This is a genomic window from Luteibacter sp. OK325 (assembly GCF_003050935.1).
In the GTDB taxonomy this organism is placed as follows: Bacteria; Pseudomonadota; Gammaproteobacteria; order Xanthomonadales; family Rhodanobacteraceae; genus Luteibacter.
On the sequence record NZ_QAOX01000005.1, the window covers coordinates 342,912 to 362,478 of the forward strand.

At 64.4% G+C, this 19,567-nt stretch carries 7 protein-coding genes; 2 read left to right on the forward strand and 5 right to left on the reverse strand.

Annotation, left to right across the window (positions count from 1 at the left end; translation table 11 throughout):
* The first annotated feature begins 160 nt into the window (after positions 1–160).
* Complete coding sequence (locus tag C8J98_RS13540; protein WP_107913705.1) at positions 161–9,406, forward strand: autotransporter-associated beta strand repeat-containing protein; 9,246 nt, start codon at positions 161–163, stop codon at positions 9,404–9,406.
* A gap of 169 nt (positions 9,407–9,575) precedes the next feature.
* Here the strand turns inward: C8J98_RS13540 and C8J98_RS13545 are convergent, their stop codons facing one another.
* The 5 genes from C8J98_RS13545 to C8J98_RS13565 form a co-directional block, all read right to left on the reverse strand.
* Positions 9,576–10,913 (reverse strand): epoxide hydrolase family protein, encoded by a 1,338-nt coding sequence (locus C8J98_RS13545; RefSeq protein ID WP_107913706.1) that lies wholly within the window; start codon positions 10,911–10,913, stop codon positions 9,576–9,578.
* A 243-nt stretch (positions 10,914–11,156) separates the two neighbouring features.
* Entirely contained in the window at positions 11,157–13,427 is a 2,271-nt protein-coding gene (locus tag C8J98_RS13550; protein ID WP_233260233.1) for an alpha-galactosidase, read from the reverse strand.
* An 18-nt stretch (positions 13,428–13,445) separates the two neighbouring features.
* Positions 13,446–14,294 carry an aldose 1-epimerase gene (locus C8J98_RS13555; RefSeq protein ID WP_199229916.1) on the reverse strand — a complete coding sequence of 283 codons (849 nt, stop codon included), beginning with the start codon at positions 14,292–14,294 and terminating at the stop codon, positions 13,446–13,448.
* Between the two features lie 32 nt (positions 14,295–14,326).
* On the reverse strand, positions 14,327–17,122 hold the full coding sequence (locus C8J98_RS13560; RefSeq protein ID WP_107913708.1) for a TonB-dependent receptor: 2,796 nt from the start codon (positions 17,120–17,122) through the stop codon (positions 14,327–14,329).
* A gap of 200 nt (positions 17,123–17,322) precedes the next feature.
* On the reverse strand, positions 17,323–18,033 hold the full coding sequence (locus C8J98_RS13565) for a FadR/GntR family transcriptional regulator (RefSeq protein ID WP_107913709.1): 711 nt from the start codon (positions 18,031–18,033) through the stop codon (positions 17,323–17,325).
* 186 nt (positions 18,034–18,219) lie between these two features.
* On the opposite strand from C8J98_RS13565, the gene C8J98_RS13570 reads away from it, so the two are divergent.
* A complete protein-coding gene (locus C8J98_RS13570) occupies positions 18,220–19,296 on the forward strand; it encodes a nitronate monooxygenase family protein (protein WP_107913710.1) in 1,077 nt (358 codons plus the stop codon).
* The last annotated feature ends 271 nt before the right edge of the window (positions 19,297–19,567 follow it).

The following is a 19,567-nucleotide window of genomic DNA, read 5'->3' on the forward strand; positions in this document are numbered from 1 at the left end:
GCATAGGCTGGCCGCGCACGTCGACCTCATGCATTGAGGCCAATCCGGCGTCATTCATTCAGACGTCTATCTGCTAGCGACCCAGGTAACTGGCGTCGTCGTTGAAGTGCGGCCGGCATTCCCCGGATCCGGGAATGGGCTGGACTTAACCGGGGGTGGTATGAACAAGCGTCACGTGGAAAGCATTCGTCCTAATTCACTCAGCAGGGGAATCTATCTCGCCCTGGCGTCGATGCTGGCGATGCCTTTGCTCAGCGGCAACGCCCACGCCGCGTGTACTACGGCCGGCGTCACGATAACCTGCACTACCGGATCGAATACCAACAACGCGGCGAACGCGATTAACGGGGTCACCGTGAACGTGCAGTCGGGTGCGGTGGTCAGCGTGCCGCCGTTGCTGGGCGGAACCGCACTCACCCTGTCGGGCAACGGCATCACCGTGAACAACCAGGGTACGATCGACCCGGCCCTCAATGGTGGCCTGAGTCTCGCCGCATCCGGTGCAGTGCTCGGAAATAATGCGATCGGCGGGAACACCATCAACTTCAACAACCTGGCCGGCGGCACCATTAATGGCCTGGTCAACATTGGTTCGCTACTGAGCATCGGTGGTCAGGCGCTCACGGTGCAGAACGCGACCGGTGGCGTCACCAATATCCGGAACGACGGTACGTTCGGTATGTCGATTTTTGGCGTGGGCTTGTTTAGCACGGCCGACGCACCGGCGATCGTCACCTACGGTGGTGGCCAGACGAACTTCACCAACACGGGCACCGTCACGGGCCGTATCGGCTTCGGTGCATCGAGCACGCCGGGAGCCGGCAATACCTTCGTCAATGCGGGCACCTTGAACGGCAGCCTCTATATGGGCGATACGCCCACCGGCAACAGTTTCACCGCGGTCAGCGGCTCGAACGTCATCAATGACGGCATCGGCATCAACGCGATCATCGCCACGATCAACATCAGTCTGGCTGGTGCGGGCATCGTCGATGGTGGTCTCGGCACGAACAACCGACTGCTTCTGCAGAACTCAGCCACCGGCACAGGCGCGGGCACCGATGGTGCGGTCTCGACGATTAATGCCGCAAACTATCTTCACTTCCAGCATCTTGTCGTGAACAGCGGTACCTGGAACCTGCAGGGAGCGGCGGTTACCGGTGACGCGACGATCAACGACGGTCTGGTCAACTTCGATAATGGAGGGGTGTTCGGCACTGGGCAGATGACGGTGAACGGAGGTGCCATCGCCGCATCTGCGGCGGGCCTGTTGCTGGCGAATGACATCAATCTCAACGCAGGCCGACTCGAGCTTGCCGGTACCAATGCGTTCACACTCGGCGGCGTGCTCTCCGGCGCGGGTGGCCTGACGGTCACCGATACCGCGGTCGTCACGCTGGGTGGTGCGAACCTGTTTACCGGAGGCGTGAATCTCAACGCCGGCGGCTTGCTGCTGGGTAATGCGAATGCGTTGGGTGCGGGTGTGCTGACTGTGGGCGGCAACGTCACGCTGGATGCCACCGGTACCTTCAACCTTGCCAACAACCTCGTCGTCAATGGTGGAGGGAGCCTCAATCTTCTCGGCAACCAGGCACTGACGTTGAACGGGGCGCTCTCGGGTGCCGGCACCTTGGTGAAGCAAGGCACGAGCACGCTTACGCTCGGCGGCATCAACAGCATGACCGGCGGTTTCTCCCTCACGGGCGGCACCCTCGCCGTCGGCTCCGGCGGCGTGTTGTCGGCAACGCAGGCCATGACCCTCGGTGCCGGCACCAGCCTCGATATTTCCGCGGCGGCGGCGAACCAGTCCATCGGTTCACTAGCCGGCTCTGGCACGACGAACCTGGGAGCGAAGTCGCTTACGCTGGGTGGCCTCGGCAACACCAGCTATTCAGGAGCGATCGCCGGCACGGGCGGCTTAGTCAAGGTGGGAGCCGGCGTGCAGACGCTCACCGGCAGCAGCAATTTCAGCGGCGGCGTGGCGCTGAATGCTGGTGGCCTGTTGCTCGGCAACACGAACTCGATCGGTAGCGGCACGCTCAGCGTCGGCGGCTCGGTGACGCTCGATGGCACCGCGCCGCTCACCTTGGGCAACAGCGTGAGCCTCGGTAGCGGTGGCTCGCTGAACCTCCTGGGCGGCCAGTCGCTGGTCTTCGACGGGATCATCTCCGGGCAAGGCAACCTGGTGAAGAACGGTGCCTCGTTGCTCACGTTGAACGGCGCGAACAGCTTCAGCGGCGGATTGACGGCGAACGGGGGCGGCCTGCTTCTCGGAAACAGCAGTGCACTGGGCAGTGGCCCGCTGACCGTCAACGGTGCCGTGACGCTCGATGGCACAGCGGCGTTGACCCTCGCTAACGACGTGAATCTCGGCGCCGGTGCGGCGTTGAACGTCCTCGGCGGACAACCGGTGACCTTCGGCGGCGTCCTCGCGGGCACTGGCGGCCTGGTCAAGAGCGGCGCATCCACCTTGACCCTGACCGGTGCAAACACCTTTACCGGCGGGCTCAATATCGCCGCGGGTACGGTGGCCTTGGCAGCCGGCGGCAAGCTCGCCGCGAACGGTAACGTGACCCTGAGCGCACCGGACGCCGGTTTCGATATCTCTGCCGGTGGCAGCCAGACCATCGGCTCTCTGTCCGGCGTAGCAGGCAGCACCATCTCGCTCGGCGGTAACGCACTGACCTTCGGTGACGCGACCAACCAGACCTTCGCCGGCATCATTGCGGGCACGGGTTCGATCACGAAGACCGGCGCGGGTACGCAGACGCTCAGTGGTGCGAACACCTTCAGCGGTGGCGTGAACCTCAATCAGGGCGGCCTGCTGCTCGGCAATACAGGCGCGCTCGGGACGGGCACGCTCACGGTGAGCGGCGCTGGCACGCTCGACAGCACGGCAGCACTCAATCTGGGTAACAACGTCAACCTTGCCGGCGGTGCGCTGAACCTTCTCGGCAGTCAGAACGTGACGCTCAACGGTGTGGTGTCGGGTACCGGAGGCCTGACCAAGAACGGCGCGTCGCTGCTCACCTTGAATGGCACGAATACTTTCAGCGGCGGAACTACGGTCAATGCGGGTGGATTGGTTCTGGGCAGTTCGAGTGCACTCGGAACAGGCGCGTTGAACATCGGCGGTGCGGTGACCCTGGATGGAACGGGGGCCCTCACCCTCGCCAACGGCGTGAACCTCAACGGCAGTAGCGCACTGACGTTGCCAGGCACGCAGAACCTCACCCTGGGTGGTGCGATCGCGGGAACCGGCAGCGTGATCAAGAATGGCGCCTCGTTGCTGACATTGAGTGGCGTGAACACCTTCACGGGTGGTCTGACCGCTAACGGCGGCGAGCTGCTGCTCGGCAACAGCGGCGCCATCGGCACTGGTGTACTGACCGTGGGCGGCGCGGTCAGGCTCGACAGCAGCGCCGCGGTCAGCCTCGGCAACGGTATCAACCTCAGTGGCGGTACGCTGACCCTGCAGGGTACCCAGGACATCACCCTGGGTGGCGTCGTCACGGGAACGGGCGGCCTTATCAAGAATGGTGCCTCGGTGCTTTCGTTGAACGGTGCCAACACCTTCAGCGGCAACGTGAACCTCAACAGCGGTGGACTGCTGCTCGGCAACAACGGCGCGCTCGGCACGGGTGTGCTCAATGTCGGTGGCAACGCCTCGCTGGACGCCGGCGCGGTGCTCAGCGTGGCGAACAACATTTCCCTCGCCGCTGGCGCGAACCTCACCGAGCTGGGTAGTCACGCGCTGACCCTGGCTGGCGCCCTCACTGGCGCAGGCAGCCTGACCAAGAACGGCACCGAGACGCTGACGCTCGCCGGCGCCAACACGTTCACCGGTGGCACGACGATCAACGCCGGCTCGCTGGTGCTCGGCGCTGGCGGCAGCCTGGCCGCGAACGGTGCGGTGACCCTGGCCGGTGCGGGCGCCGGACTCGACCTTTCGGCGGCCGGTGCGCAGACCATCGGTTCCCTTTCCGGTGTCGCGGGAAGCACGATTGCGCTGGGAGGAAACGCCCTGAGCTTCGGTGGGGCAACCAATCAGACGTTCGACGGATCCATCAGCGGTAATGGCGCGTTGGTGAAAGCGGGCGCCGGTGTGCAGACGTTTGGCGGTGCGAGCACCTTCAGCGGCGGCCTGACGATCAATGCGGGCGGCCTGGTGGCTGGCAACGATGCCGCGTTCGGCACGGGCGACCTGACCGTGGGCGGTGCGGCGACACTCGACTCCAGCGGCCCGGTGACCCTGACGAACGCGATCGTCCTCAATGCGGGCCTGACCGTGCTGGGCAACAACGCGCTGACCCTCAACGGCAGCATCGTCGGTATCGGCGGCCTGACCAAGGATGGCGCGGCGACGCTGACCTTGAACGGCATCAACAGCTATACGGGCGGCACGACGATCAATGCCGGTACGCTGGCGCTTGGCGCGGGGGGAAGCCTCACCAACAGCGGTATCGTCAACCTGGTGACAGGTGCGACCTTCGACCTCTCCGCGGGTAACGGCGCGCAGGTCTTCGGTACCCTCACTGGTGGTGGCACGGTGAACCTCGGTGCTAACTCGCTCACGATCGGTGGGCCGACCAACGGCACCTTCAGTGGTTCGATTGCCGGCACCGGCGGGCTGATCAAGGAAGGCGCCGGCACCGAAACGCTCACCGGCAGCGATACGTTCACGGGCGGCACCGTGATCAGCGCGGGCACGCTCGCGATCGGTGTTGGCGGCAGCCTTGCCGCCTCTGGTGCTTTGAACCTCGCGGCTCCGGGCACCGGCTTCGATATTTCGGCGGGAAGCGACCAGTCGATCGGTGTGTTGAACGGAGTGACCGGAAGCACGGTGACACTCGGCGCTAATACGCTGACACTCGGCGGCGTCGGTAACGGAACCTACGATGGCCTCATCGCCGGCACCGGCGGTCTGGTGAAAAATGGCGCGGGCGTGCAGGAACTCGGTGGTGCGAATCTCTTCACCGGCGGTGTCGTCCTTAATGCCGGTGGCCTCTTGCTCGGCAATAACGGCGCGCTCGGGACGGGCGCACTCGCCGTCAACGGCAACGCCACGCTGGACACGAGCTCGGCACTCAACCTCGTCAACGACATCGGCCTGGCCGGCGGCACCAACCTCGATCTGCCTGGCAACAACGCGCTGACCCTCGGCGGCGCGATCTCGGGCGCGGGTGGCCTGAGCAAGGACGGTGCGGCGACCGTCACGCTCACCGGCGCGAATACCTATACAGGCGGCACGACGATCAACAACGGCACGCTGGCGATCGGCGCCGGCGGTAGCCTTGCCGCGACCGGCGCGGTGAACTTCACCGGCACCGGCACCCTCGATATCTCGGCGGGCGGCAATCAGGCCGTCGGTTCGCTGGCCGGTGTCGCAGGTAGCGCGGTCGCGCTCGGCGGGAACACACTTACGTTGGGTGGCGCGACCGATGCCACCTTCAACGGCACGGTCGGTGGCAGCGGAGGACTGGTGAAGAATGGCACCGGCGTGCAGACGCTCGGTGGGGCGAACACCTTCAGCGGCGGTGTCACGCTGAATGCCGGTGGCCTGATCGTCGGCAACAACGCGGCACTCGGAACAGGAGCGCTGACCGTAGGCGGCGCATCGACGTTCGATTCCGCCAGCGCCGTGACGCTCGCGAACGATGTCGTGCTCAACGCCGGCCTGACTGTGCTGGGCAGCAACGACCTGACCCTCAACGGCAAGCTTACCGGGACGGGCAGCCTGACCAAGGATGGCGCTGCGACGCTGACGTTGAACGGCGCGAACACGTACACCGGCGGCACGCTCATCAACGCGGGCACGCTGGCGCTGGGTGCGGGCGCGAGCCTTTACGCCAACGGTGTCGTGACCCTCGCGGCAAACGCGACGTTCGACCTGTCGGCCGGTAACGGGACGCAGGCTTTCGGCACGCTGATTGGCAGCGGCACGGTGAATCTCGGCAACAACGACCTGATCGTGGGCGGCCCGACCGATGGCACGTTCAGCGGCTCGATCGCCGGCACGGGTGGCCTGATCAAGGAAGGCACCGGTACGGAGACGCTCACCGGCACGAACACGTATACCGGCGGCACCACGATCAACGTCGGCACACTGGCGATCGGTGTGGGTGGCAGCCTCGTTACCACGGGCGCGGTAAACCTCACCGCGGCGGGTACCGGTTTCGACATCTCCGGCGGCGGTAACCAGGCCATCGGTGCATTGAACGGCGTCGCTGGGAGCACGGTGACGCTGGGCGCGAATGCACTGGCGCTGGGTGGCGTCGGCAACGCGAGCTTCGACGGCGATATCGCGGGTACCGGCTCACTGGTGAAGGATGGCCCGGGTACGCAGACATTGGGCGGTGCGAACACCTTCAGCGGCGGCGTTACGCTCAATGCAGGTGGCCTGGCCGTCGGTGACAACGCGGCGTTGGGGACGGGTGCGCTCACCGTCGCCGGTGCGTCGACGCTCGACGCTACCAGTGCCGTCACGCTGGCGAATACGGTCGCACTCAACGCAGGCCTGACCGTGCTGGCTAGCAACGACCTGACGCTCGCGGGCACGATCGCTGGTGCGGGCGGACTCACCAAGGACGGTGCTGCGACGCTGACCCTCACCGCTGCGGATACGTATACCGGTGGGACCAACATCAACGCCGGTACGCTGGCGATCGGCGCCGGAGGAAGCCTCGCTTCGACGGGCGCGGTAAACCTGACGGGTACCGGTGCGTTCGATATCTCGGCCGGCGGCAACCAGACCATCGGCACGTTGGCGGGTGTGGCCGGCAGTACGGTCGCGCTCGGTGGCAACACGCTGACGCTTGGCGGCGCGACGGACACCGCATTCAACGGCAGCATCGGTGGCACGGGTGACCTGGTGAAGGATGGCGCCGGCACGCTGGCGCTGGGCGGTGCGAGCAGCTTCAGCGGTGGCGTGACCCTGAATGCCGGCGGCCTGAGCGTCGGCAACGACGCGGCGCTTGGCACGGGCGCGCTCACGGTGGGCGGCGCGGCTTCGCTGGATGCGACAGCGGCCACCACACTGGCGAACGACATCGCGCTCGATGCGGCGCTGACCCTTCCTGGCAGCAACGACCTGACGCTGGATGGCAGTATCTCCGGCGCCGGCGGGTTGGTGAAGGACGGTGCCGTTACGCTCGCATTGAACGGCAACAACAGTTTCACCGGTGGCACCACGGTCACCGGCGGCACGCTGGTGGTCGGCAGCAACACGGCACTGGGTACCGGCGGTCTCGCCATCGACGGCGCCACCTTGCAGGCTGGCGCGGCCGTCACGCTCGGCAACGATGTCACCGTTGGCGGCAACGGTGTCACCGTGCAAGGTTCCGACGATCTGACGTTGAACGGAAGCCTCAGCGGCACGGGCGGCGTTGACAAGGAAGGTACGGGCACGCTCAATCTTGGCGGCTCACTCGCCGGCCTCAGTAGTGACCTTACCGTCAACGGCGGCATCCTCAACGCAAGCAATCCGTACACGGGCGGCATCACGGTGGGTGCGAGCGGCACGCTCAATCTCGACGGCAGCGGCAACGCGGTCACGGTGGCCGGCCCGATCGGCGGCACGGTGAATCTCGGCGGTGGCAGTAGCATCGACATCGGCTACGGGGATCTGCCGGGTGTGACCGGCACCGTCAACGGCACCGCGCCAGGTTCCACGCTCAACATCACGGGCACGGGCGAAGCCAGTCTGCCCGGCGGCACGTTCAACGACATCACTAACCTCAATGTCGGCGCAGGTACGTTGTCGGTGGACAGCGGCACGTCGGTGACCTTCGCCGGTGGCACCACGGTCGGCGGCACGCTGGTGGTGAACGGTGACCTCGGCGGGCCCGCCACGATCAACAGCGGTGGCGGCCTGGTCGGTGGCGGGACGATTACCGGTCCGGTCACGGTGGACGGTACGGTGGCACCGAGCGGCGTCAACGGCGCGACGGGCGCAGCAGGTGGAACCGGTACACCGGGCTCGGTGCTGACCGTCGGCGGGCTGACTCTCGGTGGGGGTTCGACCACCGTGATTCGTAGCGACAGCGGCGGCACGAGTGACAGCATCAACGTCAATGGTGGCGCGACGCTCGGTGGCCAGCTGGTGTCCATACCCTCGGCGGGCACGTACGGGCCCACGACCAGCTACACCATCGTCAACGCGAGTGGTGGCATTACTGGCGTCTATGCGGGTGTCACGCAGAACACACTGCCCTTCCTCGATGCAAGCGTCGCGCAGCAAGGCAACGAGCTGATCCTCACGCTTAGCCAGGCCGGTGGTGGCACCGGGACTGGCGGCACACCATTCGATCAGTTCCCGGGCCTCAACGGCAACCAGGAAAGCGTGGCCGCCGCGCTACAGCATATCGCCACCTCGGGCGGCAATCCGTTGCCGACCTTGCTGGGCTACGCGCGCGGCCTGCGTGCCGACCAGGCTATCAAGGCCTTCGATTCACTCACGGGCGAAACCTATGCCTCCGCCGCGAATGCGGAACTGAGCGGTCAGAGCCAGTACCAGGACTCCCTGTTCTATCGGCTTAAGCTGCAGCGCGATACGGGTGAGCAAGGGCCCGCGGTCTGGGCCGAGCCGTATACGTCGAGCAGCGATTTCGATCGCAGCGCGGATACGGCACACACCGATTACCGCATCCATGGCGTGATCATCGGTACCGACGCACCGCTGACGCCGGACCTTCGCCTGGGCGTGCATGCCAACTTCGCCAACTCGCGCACGGAGGTGAACAGCCGCGGCGATTACACCGACGTGGACCAGGCATCCATTGGCTTGCATGCCCTCTACTTCAACCAGCAACAGTGGTGGGTGGAAGGCCTGGCTTCGTACGGCTGGCAGAATGCGGACAGCAATCGCCGCATCGTCGTCGGTCCCTTCGATCCACAGGCTACCGGGCACTACAACGGCAAGGCGACCAACGCGGCACTGGAAGGCGGTTACCGCTTCGAGCTCGGCAAGGCCATGCATCTGGAGCCGTTCGTCGGCGCGTACTACAGCAAGGTGAAGTACGACGCCTTCACCGAAAAGAATGCCGGCGATGCCGACCTGAGGGTGGGACGCGCGGACGCCAGCAGCATGCAGTATGGCGTGGGTGCACGACTCGTCGGTGATGTCGACCTGGGTGTGGAAGGTACGCGCCTGCATCCGATCGTGCTGCTGCGCTACCTGCACAACACGAAGGACAATACCGTGACGGTGAACAATGCCTTCGCGGGTGAACCGTCGGATGGCTTCATCGTGCAGGGTTCGCGGCCGGTGCAGAATCATTGGCAGGCGGGCGTCGGCGTGAGCTTCGATATCACGCCGAAGGCAAGCACGTTCGTGTACTACAACGCCGATGTTGCTTCGCACACTACGAGCAATGCGGTGAATCTCGGCGTCCGCTGGAATTTCTGACTATCAGTAAATGAAGCAGCCTGATTATCAGTAAATGAAGCAGCGGCTCTTTGTGGGAGCCGCTTCAGCGGCGATGGGGGTTGCGATAACCTGGCTATCGCCGATGAATCGGCTCCCACAGTTGAATCGGCTCCCACAGTTGAATCGGCTGCCACAGTACGTGCGGCTGTTAGCGAACCGACTTGAAGGCAGCGCGTAGTTCTTCAGCGAACAACTGCGGCTGCTCCCAGGCAGCGAAATGCCCACCCTTGCTCACCTGGTGGTAGTAATAGAGGCTCGGATACGCGGCCTTGCTCCAGCTCTCCGGCGCTTTGTAGATCTCGCGCGGGAAGACGGTGATCGCCACAGGCACCTTGATCTCGTTCGTACGCTGGGTGACCGAGCTGAAGTTATTGTTGTTGTTCTCCCAGTAGAACCGCGATGACGATGCGCCGGTGTTGGTCAGCCAGTACAACGTGATGTCGTTGAGCATCTCGTCGCGGGAGAGCACGTTCTCGGGCACGCCGTTGCTGTCACTCCACTGGCCGAACTTCTCGTACATCCACGCGGCGAGGCCCGAGGGTGAATCCGAGAGCGAGTAGCCGATGGTCTGCGGGCGGGTGACCATCATGGCGCCGTACGCGGCGTTGCGACCGAAGAAGGTGCTCAGTGACTGGTAAGCCTCCTTTTCATCCGGCTTGAGTTCGGCTGGCGCCGTGTCACCCGCGTTGATGCCTTTGACGAGGTTGCCGGGAATGGTGGCCGGCATGTTCAGGTGGATGGCCAGCAGGCCTTTCGGCGCCTGGCGTGCGAGCGCGTCGGAGATCACCGAACCGTGGTCGCCACCCTGGGACACGTAGTGCTTGTAACCGAGGCGCTTCATCAGAACATCCCATGCACGGGCGGTGCGCTCGGGATTCCAGCCGAGTTCCGTCGGCTTGCCGGAGAAGCCGTAGCCGGGGATCGATGGAATGATCACATCGAAGGCATCTTCCGCGCGGCCACCGTAGGCAACCGGATCGGTGAGTGGGCCGATGGTCTTGATGAACTCGAAGGTCGAGCCGGGCCAGCCGTGCGTCAGGATGACGGGCAGGGCATGTGGGTTCTTCGAGCGCACATGGATGAACTGGATGTCGACGCCGTCGATGTTGGTGACGAACTCAGGCAGCGCATTGAGCTGCGCTTCGGCCTTGCGCCAGTCGTAATCGGTACCCCAGTACTTGACCAGCGCCTGCACGCGGGCGAGCTGCACACCCTGCGATTCGTCCTTGACGACCTCCTTGTCTGGCCAGCGCGTTTCGGCGATGCGCCGGCGCAGGTCGTCGAGTTGTTCCTGCGGTACGTGGACATGGAAGGGACGGATGCTTTCGTCCACCTTCGTCGTGCCGGTGGTGTTCGCCGCAGCGTCGAAGGCGTGGGCCGATTGTGCGTAGAACGAGGGTGCGAGCATCGCGACACCGAGTGCGAGCGCAAGCGTGCGTTTGGCAAAGGAGGCGCGGCGGGCGTTGGGGACGTGTGCGGATGACATTATCGTTCTCCTGTGATCTTCCATAGATTGAGTGGCCTGCAGCGTGTGTGGTGCCGCGGCGTGTTCACAGTCTATGGAGCGCACCCGTCCGCCCTCGTGTCCGGAACGAGGGGTATTTGCAACACTAGGTATCCACTACCGGTCCGGATACAAACCGATACAAACGGTCAGGAACTCTGACTCGTGCCCGCCCCGGAAGCACCGCGCCCAAGGGCACGGTGTTCCCGGTGACGCTAACCGGGCTCAGCGTTTGCCGTCGCGCTCGAAGACGAGTCCCGCCGCCTGCAGGTCGCCCTTGATGACGAGGTCGACACCATGCTCCATCCAGTACGCACCGCTGGCCACGTCCGGCGTGCCAGGCGCGACGGTTCCATGGATAAGGCGGTAGCGGTAGCGAGCGGCAGGGTCGAGACCGCGCAGGCGCAGGGTCGGGAACGCGTGGGCTTCCTCGCCCTGACGTTGGAAGGCGAACAGCACGGCCTGTGCACCGTCTCCTGCAACCGACTCCGTGGCGGACCAGGGCGCGCGGTCCTGCGGCGACAACAACCGATAAAGCTCACCCTTCTGCACGGTGTGGCGAATGGTCTTGTACTCGGCGATGTAATGGCGCGCCGTCGCTTCGTCCGCCGGTGTCCACTCGAGCAGGTTCGCGCCGATACCCAGGCCGCCCTGCATCGAAGAAAGGAAACGGAAGTCCAGCGAACTCGTGCGGTTGTTCACCCAGTTGGGCGAGCCGGTGACCCAGGCCATCATGGTGGCTGGCGCATAAGCCTGGCTGAAACCGTCCTGGATCGACAGGCGATCCGAGGGATCGGTGTTGTCCGAGGGCCACACTTCGTCGGTGAGCGCCATGATGCCCAGATCCACGCGGGCGCCGCCGCCCGAACAGGATTCGATCTCGACCTTCGGATGGCGTTTGCGCAGCTCGCGAATGATGTCGTACAGATTGTTGACGTAAGCGACGTAGACCTTCTGCTGTTCGTCCGGCGACATCTGCGGCCAGCCCGGCTCGGACCAGTTACGGTTGTAATCCCACTTCAGGAACTGGATGTCGTTGTCTTTGAGCAAGCCGTCCAGTACGTCGAGCACGTGTGCCTTGACGTCTTCGCGTGCGAGATTCAGCACCATCTGGTGGCGGCCTTCGCTGCGTTCGCGGCCCGGAAAGTTCAACACCCAATCCGGATGAGCGCGGTAAAGGTCGCTGTCCGCATTGACCATTTCCGGCTCCACCCACAGGCCGAAGCTCATGCCGAGCCCGTGCACCTTGTCGATGAGCGGCTTCAGTCCGTTGGGGAACTTGTTGCGATTGACCACCCAGTCGCCCAGCCCGGCGCGGTCACTGTTGCGCGCGCCGAACCAGCCGTCGTCCATGACGAAGCGTTCCACACCCAGGGCGGCGGCCTTTTCGGCCAGACGCGCCTGGCCTGCTTCGTCGACCTTGAACTCGGTGGCTTCCCACGAGTTGTAGAGGACAGGGCGCAAGGCGGTATCGGAACCGTTGGGCAGGATGCGATCGCGCTCGAAGCGATGTAGCAGGCGAGAGGCCTCGCCCGTGCCGTCCCGTGTATAGCCCGCGTAGAAGACCGGCGTATCGAGCGCCTGGCCGGGCTGCAGCTTGTAGCCGAAATCGAAGGGGTTATATCCACCCACCACGCGTACCTGGCCGAGGATGTCCTCGTCCACGCGGATGCTCCACGAGCCGCTCCAGGCGAGGGCTCCGAACCAGACGTCGCCGTTCGTTTCGCTCCAGGCGTTGCCGCGACCGATGGCGAACCAGGGATTGTTCTCGTCGCCCGTGCTACCGCGCCGGCTCTCGAGGACCGTCGCGCCGGGCGTGATGGCGCGGGTCTGCAGGTGCCATTCACCCGCCCAGGTACCGGTGAGATAACGCAGGGAGTACTCGCTGCCGCGAGGCAGGTTCCATGCGGCGGAGGCCGCACTGTCGACGGTGAGCGATTGCTGTCCGGTGTTCTCGATGTGCGCGGAGCGACCGACGATTCCGGTCGCTGCATCCGCCGTGTAATGCAGGGTCACGGCGACACCGGCCTGGGTATCGCGCAGGACGATCGACAGGCCGCCGCTCTCGATCTTGTAGCTGTCGTAGCGCAGCACGAGGTCGCGGTTGCCGTCGGCAAGGCGAATCTTCAACGCCGGTGTCGCCGTCATGGCGCCGCCCCAGCCTGCGTACTCCTGTGGCGAAAGGCCGCCAGCCGGATCGAACGACGACCGCTCCGGCGCCGGAACGGCGGGGCCGAGCGGGTCGGTCGCGGCCAGCCGCGCACCCCAGTACAGGGTTTGCAGCTTGCCCTGGGGGTCCACGCCCATGGCGTAGGTGACACCGCCGGCGTCCAGGCGGAATACCTTGTGCGCGACGTCGTACGTGGGTGATGTACTCCCCGCCGGCGCCGTCTTTGTGGCGGCGACGGCGGGCATGAGCAGGAGGCTGCCCGTGAAGAGCATGGCGAACCGGACGATCGTGACGTGACGCATCAAGTATTCAACCTTCTTGTTCATGGGGAACAATCACCACTGTTAGATAGCCTCAGCGCGGAACACGAAGACACGTTCGACGCTCTCGCCGCCCGCCAGCAGGGTCATCCCGTTGGCAATGGCACCCCCCGGAAGATGCACGGCATTGATCGGATGGTCCACTGGTTCGAAGCAGAAAAAGTCTTCGCCGGTCGGGGTGTACAGCACATAGGTGTCGACTTCCGCCTCGATATGCAGGCGCAGCGCGTGCCGGGGCCACTCGATGGCCGCCTTGCCGGTCCAGCCCGTGAAGGCGTGATTGATCCCAGTGAGCGGGTCGCGGCTCGCCGAGAAATCCCAGGACCCGGGCACGGCATCGTGACTAGTGGGAAGTGGACTGTGGCCATCGTTGAGCCAGACGCCGGTTGCCGGTGCCAGCAGCTTCGCACCGCCATGAAGCGGAAAGAACGGGTGCAGGCCAAGCCCGAAAGGCATGGGCGCATCGCCCGTATTGGTAACGCGAAGGCGCACGCGAAGCGCGTCGCCCTCCAGCTCATAGTGCAGGCTGGCCTGATAGGTGTAGGCATCGGGAGCGACTTCGATCAGCTCCAGATGCGCTGCATCCGCATCGTGCCGACGCACCGTCCAGCGACGCTGCCATCCGCTGCCGTGGATCGGCCACGCGTCATCGTCGCGATTGAGTGGCAAGGCCACGCGCCGTTCCCCGACAAAAAAGCCGCCGTGGGCAATGCGATTGCTCCACGGCAGGAGGGGGTAACTGGCAAGTCGATTAGGTTCGTACTGACCGGGCGATCGCTCGAGCGCCCCGAGGCAGGGCCGCATGAGCGGCACCTCCTCGTTACCACCGAGCCAGTCGAAGCGTGCGATGCCACCGCCTACCGACGGCAGCACGCACACGCTCAAGCGGTCATTGCACAGCTGGATCACAGCGAAGCGCGCACACCGAGGAAGAAGGTGCGGCCATTGGCCTCGGCGTAGCTCTGGCGATCGTCATATACCTGGTACTGGTAGATGTTCTCGTTGGTCAGGTTGGAGGCGTCCATGAACAGCGATACGTGCTCATTGAGCTTGTAGCTGGCGCTGAGATCCAGCTGGCCGTAATCCTTCACCGAGGTCGGCTGGCTCTGGTTGCCGGCGATCGAGGCGAGGTACTTGGCGCGCCAGTTGTATGCCACTCGTGCCTCCACCGGCCCCTTCTGGTAGTACAGGCTCGCGTTGTACGAGTTGCCGATACCCGGTACCGCGAACTTGCCCGCATTCGCCAGCTTGTCCGGGCTGATGGTCGCGTCGCTGGTGACATAGGTGTAGTTGGTCGCCACACCCAGGCCGTCGAACGGCGCAGGCAGCTTGGTGAACTGGTAGTTGAAGGTGAACTCCGCGCCCTTGATCGTGGCCTCGTTGAGGTTCACCGGCTCGGTCAGCTTGAACGGGAAGCCCAGCAACGTCGTTTCGGTCGTGATCAGGGTGCTGAAGTTGCTGACCTGCTTGCGGAACAGGTTAAGCGCCGTATAGCTGGTCTCGTTGAAGTACCACTCGATACCGGCATCGTAGTTCTTGGAGAGGTACGGCTTGAGCTGTGTATTGCCGCGCGTGACCGTCTGGTCCTGCGGGCGGAAGCTGTACGACGCGGAGGCTGCGAGATTGCTCAGGTCGGGCCGGGTCAGCGTCTTGGATGCCGCTGCACGGAATACCACGTTGTCGAGCAGGTTGAGCTTGAAGTTCGCCGAGGGCAGCCACTCATGGTAGTTACCGTTCTCCGCGATCGGGCTCAACGTGCCATACGTCGGGATGGCATTGGTCGGATCGTTCGGGTTCACGGCAATGCCGATGATCGGCACCGAGTACGCGTACGAGGTCGTGTTCGTCTTCGTATAGCGCATGCCGACGTTGAGGGTCCACGGCATGCCGCCGTCGCCCTCGAGGGTGGCCATGCCGTACGCGGAACTGATCCGCTCCTTGATCTGGCTGTACGTGTTCGGATCCGGCTGCGACGTGAAGCCGCCGCCATTGGCGTCGAGCTGGGCCTTGAAGGCATCCGCGTTGGGCAGCTGGTTATAAGCCGCAGGCGTCGCCAGGTAGGCGAACAGCTTCTTTACGTCGTAGGTCACCCAGTCGCGCGGAAAGCCCGGCGAAGCGCCGTTGACAAGGTTGCCCGCGTGGAAGATGTGCGCGTCGACCGCATCGGGCGGCACATCCACCACGTAGCCGCAGTACTCGGCGCAACCGAAACTGTTCGGCGTGTTGTACGTCACTTCCGTCTTCTTGCGGTTCGAGTTCGACAGGCCGAAATCGATGCGCGACAGCGTGCCGTCGAGGAAGCTCTTGCCGAGGTGCAGCTGGTTTTCGAAGATCTTGTCGCTGACGTTCGGGCTCTGCGTGCCCTGGTTGGTCACGTGGGCATGCAGGTCGTTCACGTCGGTGGACGGAAGCAGGCCGGTGTAGCTGCCCAGATGGTTGTCGCCGTTGTTCGTCCAGGTCGGATTCACGCCGACATTGCGCGTACCGAGCACCACGAAGTAGCCGTCCTGCGACTGCTTGTTCCACGCCCCGGAGGCGGCGGAGTCCAGGTCCAGCTCCATCGACGGATCGATCTGCCAGGTGATGTGGCTGCCGAACTGCGTGTTGAAGGCATCACGCGGGTTGGCTTGTTCCGCGTAGTCGTTCGACATGCCGCCCGACTGGTCCATCACGAAGTTCTGCGCGGTGCCGTTCGCGCCCGGGGTGATGTTCTGGATGATGCCGGTATTGGTGTAGGAGCCGAACGCGTTATACGTCGAGTCCACCTTGTATTCGGAGAACAGACCGTCGAGCTTCACGGTCACGTCGTCCAGCGGCTTCCAGTCGATGGCGCCATTGAAGGACGTACGCGTGCGGGTCTCGTTGATCACCTGGCCCTGCAGCGTCTGCGGCAGCGAAACGTTGGTGTAGGACGGATTGATCCGCGAGAAATCCTGGTTCTGCAGCCAGCCCAGGGTGTCGATGGACTGTTCGATATGGTCGCGCTTGTAGTAGACGAACGACGCCAGCCAGCCGAAGGTGTGATCGGCGTTGGTGTTGCCAATAACCCCGGACACCTTGGGCGTCGTCTTGTTGGCGAAGCCGCCATTGATGCTGTCGTTGACGCCGGCCGCACTGCCAGAGGCATGCCAGCCGTTGAAGTCGAACGGCCGCGCCGTGATGATGTTGACCGTACCGCCGATGCCGCCTTCTTCAAGGTCCGGCGTGCTGGTCTTCTGCACGACGGCCTGCTGGATGACTTCCGACGGCAGTACGTCGAAGTCGAAAGCGCGATCGCTGGCGGCGGTTGGCATGGTGCGGCCATTGAGCAGCACGTTGACGAAGTTCGGACCGAAACCGCGCACGGTGATCTGGTTCGATTCACCGCCGCTGCGATTCACCGACACGCCGGGCACGCGCTGGAGCGCGTCGGCCACGTTCTGGTCGGGGAACTTGCCGGCCTCTTCGGCCGATACCGAATCCACCGTGTTCACCGCGTCGCGCTTGGTCGACTGCGAAAGGAACAACGACTGCAGCTGGCCGGTTACAGAGACGCCATTGAGGTCGGTGACGGCCTTTCCATCTGGCGTTCGCTGGGCATCCTGGGTCGTGTTGGCGGGCGCATCCTGCGCATGGACCGGCACGAAACCACCGATGAAACAGATGCCGAGCATGCCCGCCAGTGCATTGCGCACCGACAGCGCGAGTACCTTCCGCTGCATTCCTTACTCCCCACATTTGGATGAATTCCCGGCGCACGGTTCCCCGGGAAGCAAGTCGCCTTGCCTCCTGTTCCGTTATCACTCGCCGATCAAGATAGTCCCGTGGGTCAATTGTAGTATTTTATTATTATATGTCCGCAAGCTGCGGCGCAGCATTTGCGCGAACGGCTCTGGGGCGCGGTTCGTAGCGGCCGCTGTGATCAGGTCGCCTTGCGGGACTGGCCGAGAATGTTGGCTCGGGAGTCCGCCACCATGACCAGCATGGCCTTCCTGGCCACCTCGGGCTGCCCGCGGCGAATGGCTTCATACACCTTCGCGTGCTGCGGCAGGGCCGCCTTGAAGTTGCCCGAGTTGCGCGCGGAGAGCAGGAAGAACGTTCCCAGCGCCGTCTCGATCACCGAGAACAGCGAAACCATCAGCGAATTGTTGGTGGCCTGCAGCAGGATCTCGTGAAACGCCAGGTCGGCTTCGGCCCAGGCGTCGAGATCCCTGGATGCGGCCATCGCATCGTAGGCGGCCTTGAGTTCGATGATCTGTGCGTCGGTTCGCCGTTTTGCAGCCGCGGCCGCGGCTCCGGGCTCGATCAGCTCGCGCATTTCCACCAGCTGTTCGATGAAGCTGTCCGTCGGCATGGAGGCACAGCGCCATGCCAGCACCTCGGCATCGAGCTGCTTCCAGTGGATCGCTTCGCGCACGCGGGCACCGGTTCTCTGGCGGGACTCGATCAGGCCCTTTGCCACGAGCACCTTCATCGCCTCGCGCAACGCGGTGCGGCTGACCTGCAACTGCTCGGCCAGCAGATCTTCCCTTGGCAGACCTTCCCCTGGGGCCAGTTTCCCGCTGACGATCAGCTGGCCCAGCTCGTGAACGACCTGGTTGTGGAGGCTACGTGCTCCCACGGGCTTCACCATGCATTGCTCCTGTGACGATTCGCCCGACGCATACATCGTACGGGGTGAGAGCGGCGAAAGAGAAGCGACCGGTGACGCGACTCGACGCGGCCGGCCGGCATCCGACTATGCCACGCTGGAGTATTCTCACCTCAATGCCCGGCGTGCCATCCCGCGTGCGCCGATGCCCGTTCGTCAGGAATCGCCATGACTGCCTGGATAGATCGCCGTGCCCTCGACCTGTTTGCCATCGAGCATCCCCTGTTGCTCGCGCCGATGGCAGGATCGGGTGGTTCGGCACTCGCCACGGCGGTAGCACACGCCGGCGGCCTGGGTGCCATCCCCTGCGCGTCGATTTCATTGCAGACGATCGAGGCAGAGGTAAAAACCTTTCGTACGGCGACATCGGGTGCGCGGGTCAACCTGAATTTTTTCGCGCACGCGCCGATCACACCCACGGGCGAAGCCACGCAACGCTGGCTCGATCGTCTTGCACCCTACTTCGCCGAGTTCGGCGTGAACGTTGCCGACCTGCCCAAAGCAGGCGGACGCGCGCCATTCGACAGCGCGATGTGCTCCCTCATCGAAACCCTGCGCCCGGAAGTAGTGAGCTTCCACTTCGGCTTGCCCGTCGACGCCCTTCTCGATCGGGTGAAGGCGACGGGCGCGATCGTTATCGCGAGTGCGACCACGGTCGCCGAGGGTCGGTGGCTGCAGGAGCGTGGTTGCGATGCAGTCATCGCTCAAGGTTACGAAGCCGGTGGTCACCGCGGCAATTTCCTCACGGACGACATGGCCACGCAGCCCGGAACGTTCGCTCTCGTGCCGCAGATGGTGGATGCGCTGAAGGTACCGGTGATTGCCGCCGGTGGCATCGCAGACGGTCGCGGCATGGCCGCCGCCTTGTGCCTGGGCGCCTCCGCGGTGCAGTTGGGCACGGCGTTCCTTCTGTCGGAGGAAGCGACCACGGTCACTGCCCACCGCAACGCATTGCGCACGGCGCGTGACGACAACACGGCGGTGACCAACGTGCTCACCGGCCGTCCCGCTCGCGGCATTGTCAACCGGATCATGCGCGAAGTCGGGATGCTCTCGTCGGACGCGCTTCCGTTTCCTCTGGCCGGTGGGCCGTTGACACCGTTGCGCGCAGCGACCGAACCGGATGGCCTTGGCGACTTTCAGCCGTTGTGGTCGGGACAGGCAGGCGCTCTTGCTCGCGATGCATCCGCGACGGAAATCGCCATGCAAATCGCCGAACGCGCGGCGCGGATGCTCGGCATCTAAGCGGGCTCGGCTTCGCCGTCGCCCTCTACACTTGGGCGTCTCGCGGGGGAGACCTTGGCGCCCACCCTCGCTGCTCAGACAGTCCTCCGCGTTCGGTTCGGAAGACCGCTTCGCGGCCCATGTATCTATCTGGCCTACGGCCGCTCCACTTGTGCGGAACTCGCCTCGAGGGTGGGCACCAAGGTCTCTCACGACGATACGGTTGAGTGGGAGGAGAGCCGTGGCGTGGTGCCGTCGTCGGCCCCGGCCGCTTCCGGAACACCGGGGCGAA